Below are 14,355 nucleotides of genomic sequence, written 5' to 3'. Positions count from 1 at the left end.
CTCGCCGCGGGCCTGACCGACGAAGGACCCGTGCCGATGAACCGCACCGCCCGCACGGCGCAGCCGGCCCCGCCCACGACAGCCGCCCGCGGGACGGCCACCCCCGCCGTGACGGCCACTCCGACGGCGCACGAGCCCCGCCGCAGGCGGCACTCGCCGCAGTGGACCGCCTGGGGATTCCTCGCCCCCGTCGTGCTCTACCTGGGCGCGTTCTACGCCTATCCGCTCTACCGCAACCTCGACGTGTCCCTGCGCGACTACACCGTCCGTTCCTTCGTCCAGGGCGGCGCCCCCTTCACCGGGTTCCAGAACTACCGCGCGGTCCTCCACGACCCCACGTTCTGGCCGGCGTTGACGCACACGGTGCTCTTCACCGCCGTGTCGCTGCTGTTCCAGTACAGCATCGGGCTCGCCCTGGCCGTCTTCTTCACCCGGCACTTCCCGCTGTCGGCCACGCTGCGGGCACTGTTCCTGGTCCCCTGGCTGCTGCCGCTGATCGTGTCCGCTTCCACCTGGTCCTGGATGCTCAACAGCGACTCCGGTGTCGTCAACGCCGCTCTGCACGCCCTGGGATTCGGCGGCGTCAACTGGCTGACCTCGCCCACCTGGTCCCTCGTCTCGGTCACCGTGGCGAACATCTGGATCGGCGTGCCGTTCAATCTCGTCGTCCTCTACAGCGGCCTGCAGGCCATCCCGGACTCCCTGCACGAGGCCGCGGCGCTCGACGGGGCCAACGCCTGGCAGCGGTTCCGGCGGATCACCTTCCCGCTGCTGCGCCCGGTCTCCGCGATCACCCTGCTGCTCGGGCTGGTCTACACGCTCAAGGTCTTCGACATCATCTGGATCATGACCAAGGGCGGCCCCAGCGACTCGTCCACCACCTTCGCCACCTGGTCCTACCGCCTCGGATTCGGCAACCTGCTGCCTCAGTTCGGCCCCGGAGCCGCCGTCGGCAACCTGCTGGTGCTGATCGCCCTCGCCTTCGGACTCCTGTACATCCGCGTCCAGCGAAAGCAGAACGCCTCATGAGCGCCGCCCTCACCGCTCCCCTGCGGAGCCGCCGCCGCTGCCGCGCGGCATGGAAGACCACCCTGGGCCTGACCTTCACCGGGCTCATGCTGTTCCCGGTCTACTGGATGGTCAACGTCTCGCTGACCCGCGACCAGGACATGCGCAAGACCACCCCGGATCTGCTCCCCCTGCACGGCACCGTGGCCGGCTACCGGCTCGTGCTCGACCAGCAACTGCCCTACCTCGCAACCAGTTTGCTGATCGGTCTGGGGACCGTCGCGGTCACCGTGGTCCTGGCCGCCCCCGCCGGCTACGCGCTGGCCAAGCTGCGGCCCCGCGGCGGCGGCCTGCTGGGCTTCCTGATGCTGGTGGCCCAGATGATCCCGGGCATCATCATGGCGATGGGCTTCTACGCCCTCTACCTCAGCCTCGGCTTCCTCGACTCCGTCCCCGGCCTGATCGTCGCCGACTCCACTCTCGCGGTACCCTTCGCGGTCCTCATCTTCACCGCCTTCATGTCCGGCATCCCCGGCGAACTCCTGCAGGCCGCCCAGATCGACGGCGCCGGACCGCTGCGCACCTTCCGGTCCGTGGTGCTGCCGATGAGCCGCAACGCCGTCGTCACCGTCTCGCTGTTCGCCTTCCTGTGGTCCTGGTCCGACTTCGTCTTCGCCAGCACCCTCGACAACGGCGGCGCCCACCAGCCCATCACGCTCGGCATCTACCACTACATCGGCAACAACAACCAGCAGTGGAACGCCATCATGGCCACCGCCGTCGTCGCCTCCATCCCCGCCGCCCTGATCCTCGTCCTCGCCCAGCGCTACATCGCCGCGGGCGTCACCAGCGGCGCGGTCAAGGACTGACCGCGACCCCTTCCGACGCCCGCAGCCACCCACGACACGAAGTGAGCACTGCCTTGACCGACTCCGTCCACGGCCCCGCCTTCGACCTCGACGACATACCGTTCAGCCACCACGGGTCCTGGTTCAACCTCTCGCCGGTCACCGCCCTGCACACCCGCTCCGACGAGCTGCACCTGGTCTCCCACAAGAACGGCATGCACGCCGTCCTCCGGCTGGTCCCGCAGGTGCCCGGCACCGGCGACCGCGCCGACGCGGCACGGCACGCGACGCCCGGCCTGCTCACCCTCCAAGCCGACGGCGGCCGCGTCGAGTTGGCCTACGAGCGGGCGGACACGCTCCGCCTCCGGGGCACGGACCTCAACCTGGCCGTCGTTCCCGCGAACGACCGCCTCACCCCGTTCACCGGCAGCTACTTCTTCCGCGATCCCGTGGACGGCTCCTACCAGTTCAGCTCCTACGAGACCGGCCGCCGCTACCGGATCACCCTCCTCGGCGGGACCATCGCCGACGTCGCCGGTGACGAGGGCCTGGGCGACACGCCCCGGCGCCTGAGCCTCACCGGCTCCCCGACCTGGGAGGCCGTGCTGGAGGAACTGGACAGCGCCCGGCCGCCCTTCACCCCTCCGGGAACCGACTTCACCACCCTGGCCCACCGGTCCCACCAGGCCTTCCGCGACTTCGCCGACACGCTCACCCGCCCCCTGTCCGGCACCGCACCCGCCGCCGATCTCGCCGCCTACGTGCTCTGGTCCGCCACCGTCGCGCCCGAGGGCTGCCTGCGGCGTCCCGCCGTCCTGATGTCCAAGCACTGGATGGACAAGGTGTGGAGCTGGGACCACTGCTTCAACGCCCTGGCCCTCGCCCCGGCCGCCCCCGAACTCGCTTGGGACCAGTACCAGTTGCCCTTCGACCACCAGGACGCGACCGGCGCCCTGCCCGACTCCGTCACGCACTCGGAGGTGCTCTACAACTTCGTCAAACCCCCCGTGCACGGCTGGGCGCTGCGCCGCCTGCGGGAGCGCCTGCCCCAGCCGCTCCGGACCGGGCAGCTGGAGACCGCCTACCAGCGCCTGTACCGCTGGACCCGTTTCTGGCTCGACACCCGCCGCGCCCCCGGCCAGGTCCTGCCCCACTACCACCACGGCAACGACAGCGGCTGGGACAACGCCACCGTCTTCGACCCCGGCAGGGTCCTGATCACCGCCGACCTGGCCGCGTTCCTGATCCTGCAACTGCGCGAACTCGCCTCGCTGGGACGGGAAACGGGACATCTCGGCGAGGCCGAGGAGGCGGAGGCGACCGCCGCCCGACTCCTCGACGCGCTCCTGGACCAGCTGTGGGACGGCCGACGGTTCCGCGCCCTCTCCGCCCACACCGGCCGTACCTCCACCAGCCGCAGCCTCCTGGACCTGATGCCGATCGTCCTCGGCGAGTTGCTCCCGCCGGACGTCAGCGGCAGGCTCGCCGACGGCATCGCCGAGCACCTCACCGAACACGGCCTCGCCACCGAGCACCCCGACTCGCCCGAGTACGAGGCCGACGGCTACTGGCGCGGACCGATCTGGGCCCCCTCCACCGTCCTCATCGAGGACGGACTGCGCCGCGCCGGACACACCGGCCTCGCCGACACCGTCAGCGCCCGCTACCGGTCCCTGTGCGAACGCTCCGGCTTCGCCGAGAACTTCGACGCCCGCACCGGAGCCGGCCTGCGCGACCGCGCCTACACCTGGACCGCCGCCGGCTACCTCCTCCTCGCCGACGACCACGCGCGCCGCTCCTCCCACCGCCACGCACCCGGCTCGGCGGCCCGGGCCGCCGCCGTCACACCGTGACGGGACGGCCGACGTCCGGCTCCCGTGCGAGCGGCCGTCATTGACAGCCCATCACGTCGCCCACACAGCCCGTCCATCTGTCACCACCCGACACCCTTGGAGAGCCGCCATGCACCTGCACCGTCGCAGGCTCGGCATCAGCCTGGCCGCCCTGCTCGCCTCCCTCGCCGCCGGCATCGTGCCCGCGTCCACCGCCCACGCCGCCGACACCGCCGTCACCGTGGACTTCGCCACCGCCGGCGGGGCCCCGACCTACCGCGCCTCCGGCACCATCTACGGAATGACCCCCGACGGGTCGCTGCCCCAGGACCACTTCTACAAGGACATCAAGTGGCACTTCATGCGCGCCGGCGGCGCGCAGCTCAACAGCGGCGGCTACGCCACCAGCCTGGCCGACTACCAGACCCGCTGGAACGCCACCCTCGCCCAGTACAAGCGCACCGTCGCCCTCGGCGGGACCTTCGTCCTGCTCCCCCACGACCTGTGGGGCGCCGACGGCACCACCAACCAGGCGTTCCCGGGCGACAACGGCGACTGGACCCAGTTCGACGACTTCGTCACCCAGCTCGTCAACGACGTCAAGGCCAACGGCATGACCGTCGAGTGGGACCTGTGGAACGAGCCCGACGGCAGCGGCTTCTGGCCGCGCTCGCAGACGCAGTACCTGCAGATGTGGTCCCGCTTCTACGCCCGGGTCCGGGCCGCGTTCCCGGGCCAGCTCATCGTCGGCCCCAGCTCCGCGAGCCAGCCCAACTCCACCAACTCGTGGTGGACGACCTACCTCGGCTACGTCAAGGACAACAACGTCGCCCCCGACATCTACAGCTGGCACGACGAGCCCGGAGACCCGGTCACCGACGTCGGCCGCGCCAACTCCACCCTCGCCGCGGCCGGGCTCACCAACACCCGCCCGTACCAGATCAACGAGTACGCCACCCTCTCCATGCAGTCCCCCGGCGGCGGTGCCTGGTTCATCGGCCGCCTTGAGCGCGCCGGAGCCGACGGCCTGCGCGGCAACTGGGCATCCGGCACCGGACTCCATGACAAGGAGGCCAACCTGCTCACCAAGACGGGCAACCAGTACCTGCCGCTCGGCGAGTGGTTCCTGTACCGCTCCTACGGCTCGCAGACCGGCAACATCGTCAACCTCGTCCCGGGCAGCGGCACCGACGGCCTGGCCACCAAGGACAACACCGCCAGGAACGCCAAGATCCTGCTCGGCAGCAACGGCAACACCGGCACGGTCACCGTCAACCTCACCGGCCTGAACACCACGTCGGTGGTGGAGAACGGCCAGGTCCGCGCCGTCGTCCAGCGCATTCCGTACAACAACGGCGCCGCCGTCACCGGACCGACCACCGTCTCCGACACCACGCTGACCGTCAGCAACAACGCCGCCTCGGTCAGCCTGCCCTGGACCAACGCCAAGGACGGCTACACCGTCACCCTGCTGCCCCCGTCCAACACCACCGTCTCCACGGTCGCCGTCAGCGAGAACAGCGGCCAGTGCCTGGACGACACCAACCTCAGCACCGCCAACGGCACCCAGTACCAGCAGTACTGGTGCGAGGGCGGCTACCAGCAGATGCTCGACCTCAAGCCGGTCGCCGGGCGGACGAACACCTATACCGTCGTGAACGAGCTCAGCGGCAAGTGCCTGGACGTCTCCGGCGCCTCCACCGCCGACGGCGCCGCCGTCATCCAGTACACCTGCAACGGCCAGACCAACCAGATGTTCACCCTCAGCCCGGTGACCGCGCTCGGCAACAGCCAGGACTACCAGCTCGTCGCCGTCCACAGCGGCAAGTGCGTCGACGTCACCGGCGTCTCGACCTCCCCCGGGGCGCTGATCCACCAGTGGACGTGTGACACCGGCAGCACCCTCACCACCAAGAAGAACCAGGTCTGGCGCCTCCAGGGCAAGGCATGACGCCCGCGGTGGGCTGAGCGCCCTCCTCACGCTCCGTCAAGTCATGAGCGGGGTGGGCCTCCCGAACCTCTCGGGGGCCCACCCCGCTGGCGGTCGTGATGGTCAGGCTGCACGTCCATGGGACTCTCCGGGCGCGGTTCAACCGCGCACCGAAGCAGCGGGCCTCCTGGTGAGCTCCCATCGTTCGGGCGCGGCGGCGAGTCTGTCCCAGTGCGGGTCCGGCTCGCCCGGGACGGTGCGGCCCTGGCGCAGCCAGAGGGCGGCCAGTTCGCGGTAGATCGGCTCGGGCGGGGCGGTCGTGGCCTTCGCGCGGGAGGGTGCGTGCGGAACGGGCATCACGACGGCTCCGGTCCTTGGTCGTCCTCCTGACTCCGGGGCATCGGCGGGAAGGAGTCGTCGCCCGGGTCGCTGAGGAAAGGCCGTAACCAGTAGATCCCGTGCAGGCCGTTCAGGACGTCGAATTCATCGTCTTCAGGGTCGTGAGTCATGCCCGTACAACGATGCTTGGCATATGCCGTTGCGGCCTGTTCCGCGCACACGGGAGCGCGCCCGCGCCTGCGCGCCGGTGGCGCTCGCCCTCACAACCAGAGCGTCAGGAGTGCCGGTGGTATGCCTTGTTGGCGATGCGCCACCCCCCGTTCACACGGACGAGCAGGAAGACGTCGGTGAACGTGTCCGCGCCGTGCGAGAGCGTCATGGTCGCCGTGGCGACGGTGCCGTGGACGGCGACGGTGTCGATGCGGCGGGTGCGGGTCGCCTCGTCGGGGGCCGGCCTGCCCGGGAACAGGGCGCAGTAGTCGTCCAGGGGCCAGGAGACGAACACGCCCTCGCGTATCCCTTCGACGTGCGCCGTGGGCAGGAAGGCGTCGCGGAAGTGGGCAGGGTCGCCGGTGGCATGCCCCCGGATGTAGGCGTGCAGCGGCTCGAGTACCGCGTCGTCCACGGTCGGGGCGGTGGCGGAGTGGGCGATGTCGGCTTCGGGGGCCGGGACCACCACGTCGGCCTCCGCCACGGCCTCGTTCGGGTCCGCGGTCGTCCGTACGGTGCCTGGGGGACGCCCGGAACGGGTCCAGCCGACGACGTCCCGGGCCTTGTCGGGCAGTCGTCGCGCGATCGCGCGGCCCATCCGTCCGAAGCCGAGGACGGCGATCGTGTGCGGGTTGCTCATGGCCGCCACACTGGCCCTTCCCGATCGTTGCGACAAGCGCAGATATCGCATGCCTGACCTGCGTGAGACGCATGGCTCCAACGGCATACTGGCGCACGTGGACCTGACGGTGTGGCGGACTTTCGTGACCGTGTGCCGCCTCGGCTCCCTGTCGGCGGCGGCAGCCGAGCTGCACCACACGCAGTCGGCCGTCTCCCGTCAGATCGCGGGCCTGGAGCGGCAGTTCGGCGTGCCCCTGGTCGAACGGCACGCGCGCGGGGTACGCCCGACACCGGTCGGCGAGGTCTTCCGGCGGCACGCGCAGGCCACCCTCAACGAAGCCGACCGCGCCGTACGCGCCGTCCGGGACGCCCGCGACGGGGCGGGCGAGCGGCCACTGGAGATCGGAGCCACCCCGTCCCTCGCCGCAGGGCTCGTCCCGGAAGCAGTCCGGGTCCTGCTGCAGCGGACCGGCCCCGTCCGGTGGAGCCTGCTGCCAGGCCTGACCGCCGAGTTGCAGACGCGCGTGATCGACGGCGACCTCGACCTCGCCGCCGTCACCGACGCTCCACCGGGACTGGCCGCCGACCCGCGGATCGAACGGCGCTTCCTCGGACTCGACGAGATGGTGGTCGTCCTGCCCGTAGACCATCCGCTGGCGGCCGAGGGCCCGCTGCACATCTCGGAACTGGCCGACCAGACCTGGGTCGAGGACAACGACGGCTCGGCCGCACTCCTGCGCCGGCACGCCGACCGCGCCGGGGTCGGCGTCCGCATCGACCTCACCGCCGCCGACCTGCCCGGCAAGCTGGCCCTGGTCGCCACCGGCCACGCCGTCGCGCTGGTCCCGGGGGTACTGGAGGGCGCGCTGCGGGCCGACGTCACCGCGGTCCGCCTCGTGGACCCGCCCACCCGCGGCGTCTACGGGATCACCCCGCGCCGCGATCCCCACCCCCGCGCCGCGACCCTGCTGGACCTGCTCGCCGCCGCCTTCCCGGCGGCCGGCCGCGCATGAAGGCTGGCTACCCGTCAACTCCCGTACCGTCAGGGCGGGATGAGGGCGATGTCGCGGCTGCGGTCCGCTGGACGAGGAGGCGGGTGACCAGGGTGAGCGGCGGCCAGGCCCGACGGCCGTGGCGGGTCACGGCGAACGCGCGCAGCACCACGTCCGGGCCGGTGAGCGGGAGCAGGCGGACGCCGGGGAAGGTGGGCGTGCCCATGGGCAGCAGTCCCACGCCGAGCCCAGCGAGGATCATGTCCTGGACCAGGTCGAGGCTGTCGGCCCGGTGGGTGATGCGGGGCGTGAACCCGGCCATGGAGGCGAGGGTCCGGATCACCGTCTCGTCGGCGGTGTTGCGGGAGTTGACGACCCAGTCCCGGGTGCGGAAGCGGGCGAAGACGGCACAGGTGTCCGCTGAGCCGGGAACATCGTCGTGGGCGGGGACGCCCAGGCCCCAGGGGGCGGTCCACAGGGGCGTGGCGTGGAGGGCCGGGTCCTCGGTGACGGGGGCCAGGTTGTAGTCGTAGGTGAGCGCGAGATCCGCCTCGTCCGCGGCCAGCAGGTCGAGCGCCTCGGCGGGTTCGTGCTCCCGGACGAGCACGTGCAGCCGGGGGTGGCTCGTGGCCAACTCGCCGACCAGCGGCAGCAGATGGGCACGGATGGCGGTGGCGTAGCCGGCCACGCGCAGCGTTCCGTTGGGCTCCGCGTCGGGAGCGAGGTCGAGGCGGGCGGACTCGACGGCGGCGAGGATCACCTCGCCGTGCTCGGCCAGGCGCCGCCCGGCCGGTGTCAGCCGCACCCGCCGCCCCTCGGGCTCGATCAGGTCCGTCCCCATCTCCCGGGCGAGGACCGCGATCTGCTGCGAGACCGTCGACGTCGTGGTGCCGACGGTCTCGGCCACCGCGCGCATCGAGCCCAGCCGGGACAGTTCCACGAGCAGCCGCAGACGCCTTGTCTCCACCGCTCCATTGTCCAGGATCATCGAACGAATCGTCCAGAAACCGCACGTGGACACGAACGGTGCCGAGGTCTTGACTGGACCCATGAGTTCGCCCCAGCCCCTTCTGTCCCGCCGCCCGAGCGGTGAGCAGGCCGGATTCGCCATGGCAGTCGCCTCCATGAGCACCGTCCAACTCGGCTCGGCACTGACCGTGCCCCTCTTCGGCCAGCTCGGCGCGCTGGGCACGGCGGGGCTGCGCCTGGGCTGGGCCGGCGTTCTCCTGCTCGTCCTGGTCCGGCCCCGCCGCCGTGACTTCGCTGCCGCGGACCTGCGGGCCTGCGCCGTTCTCGGCGCGGTGACGGCGAGCATGATGCTGTTCTTCATGCTCGCCCTCGCCCGCCTGCCCCTGGGCACCGCGAGTGCGCTGGAGTTCCTCGGTCCGCTGGCCGTCTCCCTGTACGGGCCCGGCCACGGCCGCAGGGCCTGGACGGCGGCGGCCGCGGCCGGCGTCCTCCTGCTGACCCAGCCCTGGCACGGGGGCCTCGACGCACTGGGCGTGGCGTACGCGCTTGCCGCCGCGGCCGGTTGGGCCGCGTACATCCTGCTGACCCAGCGCGTCGGCGACCGCGTGACCGGCCTGCAGGGCCTGGCCGTCTCGATGCCCGTCGCCGGCCTGCTCGGCATGGTCATCGCCGCGCCCACCCTCGCCACCCATGTGACCTGGCCGGCGCTCTGGACCATGCTCGGCCTGGCCGCTCTGAGCCCGGTCCTGCCCTTCGCCCTCGAGTTCCTGGCCCTGCGCCGGCTGACCGCCTCGGCCTTCGGCACCCTCATGAGCCTGGAACCGGCCATCGCCCTCCTGGCCGGGCTCGTGGTCCTCGGCCAGACGCCAGGTCCGGCGTCCGCCGTCGGCATCGCCTTCGTGGTCGTCGCCGGCATCGGCGCCACCCGCAGCGGCGCCCGGCAACCGGCCGTGCCGGTCACCGGGCCCACGGCCACAGGTGGGCAGCCCTGCGTCCAGGAAGTGGCCTGAACGCACCACGGCCCGGCATCCGTTGACGGGAGTTCCGTCGGTGAGGGAGAGTGCGCCGATGGAACGGATCTTGGTGGTGGGTGTCACGGGTGCGGGCAAGTCCACCCTCGCCCGAACCCTGAGCACCCGCCTCGGCGTGCCCTACCACGAGATGGACGCGCTCCACTTCGGCGGCCCCGACTGGGCCGTCAACGCCGACTTCGCCGACGACGTGGCCCGGCTGACCGCGCAGCCCTGCTGGGTCGTCGACTCGCTCGGCTACCCGGAGGTCCGCGACCTGCTCTGGGAGCGGGCCGACACCGTGATCTGGCTGGACTATCCCCGACGGGTCGTCATGGCCCGCGTGCTGCGCCGGTCCATCCGACGCAGCGTCACCCGCGAACTGCTCTTCGGCGGGAACAGGGAGAGCTGGCGGGGCTGGCTGAGCCGGGAACACCCGGCCTGGTGGTCCTGGTCCCAGCACGGGCCGCGCCGCCGGGAGATCCACCGCCGCGTCGGCGACGCCCGCTTCGCGCCGCTCGACACCCGCCGCTTCGCCCACCCCGACGACACGTCGGCGTGGCTGGCCACGCTCTGAGCTCGTGCACCGGTTTCCCGGGATCCGGCGACGGCCCGGGGTAGGCAGCACTGCGGTCGAGCCCCTGCGCGCCATGGTCGAGGCGGACGGGTAGGCAGGCTGTCGCGGTCACCGGGTGGCGCCGCGTCATCCCGTGGATGTACGCGCCTGAATCCGCCGGTGGACGCGCGAGGGAACGCTGATCTGCGAGAGTGTGCGGGTGCGGGGATCACTGACGGGCTGGCTGACGGGGTCGCTTGTCCTCGCCTGCGCCGCGGCGGCATGGCTGGGCGCCGCGCTCGTGCGCGAACGCGCGGCACGGCGCCGGGCGCTGGGCGACCGGGGGTGGCTGCTCGAGCGGGAACGGGAGAACGCGGCACGGGCCGCCGTCGCGGCCGAGCGGGCCCGGATCGCCCGGGAGCTGCACGACATCGTCAGCCACAACGTCAGCCTGATGGTCGTTCAGGCGAGCGCCGCCCGGGAGGTGTTGACCACGCTGCCCGACGAGGCCGCGTCCGCGCTCCGCGCCGTGGAGGGCGCGGGCCGCGACACCATGACCGAACTGCGGCACCTGCTGGGCCTGTTGGCCCCCTCCCAGGACGGCGAGGACGCGGACCCCTCGCGGGAGGCGGGGCCGGCCGCCGCCGACCTGACACCGCAGCCGGGGCTGGACCGCCTCGGCGCCCTCGTCGATCGCGTCTCCTTCGCCGGCGTGCCGGTGGAGGTCCGCATACTCGGCGAGCCACGGCAGCTGCCGGCCGGCGTCGACGTGACCGCCTACCGCATCGTGCAGGAGGCGCTCACCAACGCGCTGCGCCACGGCGACGGCCGCACGGCGGAGGTGACCATCCGCTACGCCGACACCTCGCTGCGGGTCGAGGTACTGACCACCGGGGCGAGTGTCCTCACCGGCGGCCCCGCACCCGGCCCAACCGCCAACCCGGGCGCGGGACGTGGCCTCATCGGCCTGCGCGAGCGGGTCGCGGTCTACGGCGGCGACCTCGACGCGCGGCGCCGCCTCGGCGGCGGCTACCGCGTCCGCGCGCGCATCCCCCTGGAGCAGCCGTGAACGCGGCCACGCCCGCGGCACGGGAACCGCGGGTCGTCATCGCTGACGACCAGGAGCTCATCCGCACCGGCTTCCGGCTGATCCTCACCAGCAGGGGCATCGAGGTGGTCGGCGAGGCCGTGGACGGCGTCGAGGCGGTGGAGCTGGTCCGCCGGCTGCGGCCGGACGTGGTGCTCATGGACATCCGGATGCCGAACCTGGACGGCCTGGAGGCCGCCCGTCAGGTGCTGGCCATCGCCCCGAGCTGCCGCGTCGTCATGCTCACCACCTTCGACCTCGACCGCTACGTCTACGCCGCCCTCGCGCTCGGCGCCAGCGGCTTCCTGCTCAAGGACGTGACCGCCGACCACCTCGCCGCCTCGGTCCGGCTCGTCGCGACAGGCGACGCGCTGCTGGCCCCCTCGATCACCCGCCGCCTGGTCGAGCGCTTCGCCTCGCCCGACCGCGTGCCCGGCCCGGCCGAACCAGCCGCGCGGCGCGCACTGGCCCCGCTGACCCCGCGCGAACGCGAGGTGCTCACCCTCGTCGGGCGCGGCCTGTCCAACAGCGAGCTCGCCACCGCGCTCACGCTGAGCGAGGCGACCGTCAAGACCCACGTCGCCCGCATCTTCTCCAAGCTCAACCTGCGCGACCGCGCCCAGGCGGTCGTCCTCGCCTACGAAACGGGGCTGGTCACCCCCGGAACACGATCAACGGGCTGGAACTGAGGGCGGCTTGCTCACGCACCCGCGGGCGCGACGAGGAGGTAGCGCTCCCGACCCGCCCGGTACAGCAGCGCGTCCCACCCGGCTTCCCCCAACGCCCGTGCGGCGGCGGCCAGATCCGCCTCGCCGTTGTCAGGGGGCCGGTGCCCGCGCCGGTACCGCCACACGACCCGCACCTGTCCCCGGCCCTCCTGCCGGAGTTGCACCCCGCTGGTGACGACGGCGTCCTGCTCGACGCTGCAGAAGGCGACGCCCGCCGCCTCCAGTGCCAGGCTGACGGCTCGCATGGGCTGCGCCCGCTCCCACGCCGCCGGCACCTCCGCCCGCTCGGGCTGCGCCAGCCGCCGAATGCGCAGCAGCGACTCCCACGCCTGCGCCACCTCCCGCCCCCGGTGCCGGTCCAGGGGCAGCTCGGCCGCGGACTCGTGCCCGGTACGAACGGAGAATCCCTCGCTGCTCGTCACAGATCCTCCCGCCTTCCCGAGCCCCGCCCCGGTTCCGCCGGACCGCCTGCCCGCTCCACCGAGTCGTCAGCGGCTGCCGAACTCATCCTGCCCGTTTTGCGCCCACACCGGGGCACGCATGTCGGCGCGCTCCTCCCCGGCTGAACGTGCGCTTGCGCACCAGGTCAGGCATAGCGCTGCTGCGGGCGCGGAATCCCCTGGCGCCCCAGGGCTCTTGGCGTCGAGAATCGCTGGATGCACGAGATCGAGCCCTCCGACGGGGTCGTCACGCTGTCCCCGCTGCGTCTGGACGATGTGGAGGCGCACCTCGGGGGCGAGGACGAGTTGCTCGTTCGCTGGCTCAACGGCGGACCCGGCACGCGGGAGGGCGTCGAGGCGTACGTCCGGCACTGCCGGGAGCAGTGGGACGGTGCCGGACGGCTGCGCGCGTTCGGCATCCGGGTGGGTACCGACGGGGTGGTGCTCGCGGGCACGATCGACCTGCGGTTCGCAAGGGACGGGGACGGGGACAGGCTCGCGCCAGGCCAGGTGAACGTGCCTACGGCCTCTACCCGCCCTGGCGCGGGCGTGGACTGGCAACCCGCGCAGTCCTGTTGGCGTCCCGGTACGCGGCGGGCGAGGGCGCGGCCGAGGCGGTCATCCGGGTGGAGCCGGGGAACCCCCGCTTCTGCCGCGGTCGCCCGGCGGGCCGGGTCCGCCCTGGGCAGGCCGAGGCACGGAGGCGAGGACGGCGCACCCTTCGACTGGTACCTCCGCGACCTGCGAAACGCCACCCCGTGGCAACAGACGGCTGCGGAACAGCCCTGAGCAACCCGTCGTTCAAGGCGCGGGAGGGAGAAGGCGCTGCCCCGGGGGCAGCGCCTCCCACGCACTCAGCTCCCGGTCAGGACCTCGCGAAGCCCAGCAGGCGCCGGACCGCCGAGGCGTACGTCTTCGCGTTGTCCTTGAGGCTCTCGTTCTGGACGCCCTTCACGCCGCCCACGGCGCCGCCGATCACGGCGCCGATCACCGTGCCGGCCCCGGGGCAGATGGCGGTGCCGATGGCCGCGCCGCCGGCGGCTCCGCCGACCATTCCGGCGTTGGCGCCGATCACGCTGTGGGTGAAGCGGTCTCCCGCTTCCTTGCCCTGCTCCTGATAGACCTTCTGCTGCTCCCGGTACATCTCGTAGAACGTCATGTGCGTCTCCTCGGGGAGTGTGCCTGGACTCACGGTCCAGGGCGGCACGGCCCGCGTCAAGGGCCGGCTTGTCCAACGCGACTGCTAACCAGTCGTGGTGACGAAGTGTCAGCTCGGCAGGGCGGGTCAGCTCCCCCGCCCGCGGCCGGGACCGGGCGGATGGCGAAGGCCGGTCCGGCGGGACCGCTGTTCCCGGCCGCTGCTGACGGCCGACCGTGAGACGCGTCGGGAGGCAGCGACCCACCCCTCACCGGCCTGCGGGACGGCCCGTGGCCAGATCGCGTTTCTCGGCAGGTGAACGGCCGGCGACCTTGGGGCGGCGCTCGAACTCCGTTGCCACCTCATATGGTTGGCCAGCCGAAGTGCCCGCGTGCGGGTGTCCGCAGGCACGTCCAGGCTGATCGGAGCGACCACATCGAGGGCGACGGGCGGGGAAAGGTTCCGCCAGGGGGAGTTCGGTTTGTGGCTGTGCGCCGGAAGCGGCTGTGCCCTGCCGAAAGGAGCCTGCAAACTGGACGACCGGTCGCCTGTTCTGGCCCCCACTGTGGGACCGAACGCCTCCCATCTGTGCGCGTCAGACTTCCACCGCAGGTCACGGCCCTGCTTGCGCCCCTGACTCATGCCGA

General features: G+C 72.3%; 14 protein-coding genes and 1 pseudogene. 10 read left to right on the top strand and 5 right to left on the bottom strand.

All coding sequences use genetic code 11. The features are described from left to right. Positions 1-36 precede the first annotated feature (36 nt). The 4 genes from ACFP3V_RS18565 (at position 37) to ACFP3V_RS18550 (ending at position 5,639) form a co-directional block, all read left to right on the top strand. Entirely contained in the window at positions 37-1,029 is a 993-nt protein-coding gene (locus tag ACFP3V_RS18565) for a carbohydrate ABC transporter permease (protein WP_380584812.1), read from the top strand. Continuing rightward, complete coding sequence (locus tag ACFP3V_RS18560; RefSeq protein ID WP_380584810.1) at positions 1,026-1,877, top strand: carbohydrate ABC transporter permease; 852 nt, start codon at positions 1,026-1,028, stop codon at positions 1,875-1,877. Before ACFP3V_RS18565 ends, ACFP3V_RS18560 begins: the two co-directional genes overlap by 4 nt. 53 nt (positions 1,878-1,930) lie before the next feature. Further along, the gene (locus ACFP3V_RS18555; protein WP_380584808.1) at positions 1,931-3,709 is read left to right on the top strand and encodes an amylo-alpha-1,6-glucosidase; all 1,779 of its coding nucleotides are present in this window, start codon (positions 1,931-1,933) and stop codon (positions 3,707-3,709) included. A 109-nt stretch (positions 3,710-3,818) separates the two neighbouring features. After that, positions 3,819-5,639, top strand: coding sequence for an RICIN domain-containing protein (locus ACFP3V_RS18550; protein ID WP_380584806.1), 1,821 nt, complete (start codon positions 3,819-3,821; stop codon positions 5,637-5,639). 138 nt (positions 5,640-5,777) lie between these two features. Here ACFP3V_RS18550 and ACFP3V_RS18545 read toward each other — a convergent pair whose 3' ends face one another. Then, entirely contained in the window at positions 5,778-5,975 is a 198-nt protein-coding gene (locus ACFP3V_RS18545) for a hypothetical protein (protein ID WP_380584804.1), read from the bottom strand. Between the two features lie 256 nt (positions 5,976-6,231). Next, positions 6,232-6,624, bottom strand: a pseudogene (locus ACFP3V_RS18540) (nuclear transport factor 2 family protein); the annotation flags it as partial. A gap of 280 nt (positions 6,625-6,904) precedes the next feature. On the opposite strand from ACFP3V_RS18540, the gene ACFP3V_RS18535 reads away from it, so the two are divergent. Next, on the top strand, positions 6,905-7,801 hold the full coding sequence (locus ACFP3V_RS18535; protein ID WP_380584915.1) for a LysR family transcriptional regulator: 897 nt from the start codon (positions 6,905-6,907) through the stop codon (positions 7,799-7,801). Positions 7,802-7,808: 7 nt separating this feature from the next. Here ACFP3V_RS18535 and ACFP3V_RS18530 read toward each other — a convergent pair whose 3' ends face one another. After that, positions 7,809-8,768, bottom strand: a complete 960-nt coding sequence (locus tag ACFP3V_RS18530) for a LysR substrate-binding domain-containing protein (RefSeq protein WP_380584801.1) — start codon at positions 8,766-8,768, stop codon at positions 7,809-7,811. Positions 8,769-8,829: 61 nt separating this feature from the next. On the opposite strand from ACFP3V_RS18530, the gene ACFP3V_RS18525 reads away from it, so the two are divergent. The 4 genes from ACFP3V_RS18525 (at position 8,830) to ACFP3V_RS18510 (ending at position 12,091) form a co-directional block, all read left to right on the top strand. Then, positions 8,830-9,759, top strand: a complete 930-nt coding sequence (locus tag ACFP3V_RS18525; RefSeq protein ID WP_380584799.1) for an EamA family transporter — start codon at positions 8,830-8,832, stop codon at positions 9,757-9,759. A gap of 58 nt (positions 9,760-9,817) precedes the next feature. Continuing rightward, complete coding sequence (locus ACFP3V_RS18520; RefSeq protein ID WP_380584797.1) at positions 9,818-10,336, top strand: P-loop NTPase family protein; 519 nt, start codon at positions 9,818-9,820, stop codon at positions 10,334-10,336. Between the two features lie 199 nt (positions 10,337-10,535). Continuing rightward, on the top strand, positions 10,536-11,384 hold the full coding sequence (locus ACFP3V_RS18515; RefSeq protein ID WP_380584795.1) for a sensor histidine kinase: 849 nt from the start codon (positions 10,536-10,538) through the stop codon (positions 11,382-11,384). Beyond that, a complete protein-coding gene (locus ACFP3V_RS18510; protein WP_380584793.1) occupies positions 11,381-12,091 on the top strand; it encodes a response regulator in 711 nt (236 codons plus the stop codon). The genes ACFP3V_RS18515 and ACFP3V_RS18510 overlap by 4 nt, the downstream gene beginning before the upstream one ends. An 11-nt stretch (positions 12,092-12,102) precedes the next feature. Here ACFP3V_RS18510 and ACFP3V_RS18505 read toward each other — a convergent pair whose 3' ends face one another. Continuing rightward, positions 12,103-12,552 (bottom strand): hypothetical protein, encoded by a 450-nt coding sequence (locus ACFP3V_RS18505; protein ID WP_380584791.1) that lies wholly within the window; start codon positions 12,550-12,552, stop codon positions 12,103-12,105. Between the two features lie 234 nt (positions 12,553-12,786). Between ACFP3V_RS18505 and ACFP3V_RS18500 the strand changes: the two genes are divergently transcribed. Beyond that, positions 12,787-13,359: a GNAT family N-acetyltransferase gene (locus ACFP3V_RS18500; RefSeq protein WP_380584789.1), complete on the top strand. Its 573-nt coding sequence runs from the start codon at positions 12,787-12,789 to the stop codon at positions 13,357-13,359. 76 nt (positions 13,360-13,435) lie between these two features. Here ACFP3V_RS18500 and ACFP3V_RS18495 read toward each other — a convergent pair whose 3' ends face one another. Beyond that, entirely contained in the window at positions 13,436-13,729 is a 294-nt protein-coding gene (locus ACFP3V_RS18495) for a hypothetical protein (protein ID WP_380584787.1), read from the bottom strand. Positions 13,730-14,355: the final 626 nt, after the last annotated feature.

The sequence above is a fragment of the Streptacidiphilus monticola genome, assembly GCF_042658505.1.
Taxonomy (GTDB): domain Bacteria; phylum Actinomycetota; class Actinomycetes; order Streptomycetales; family Streptomycetaceae; genus Streptacidiphilus; species Streptacidiphilus monticola.
Note: the sequence above shows the minus strand (reverse complement) of the source record. Positions and strands in the feature narration are given on the sequence as shown.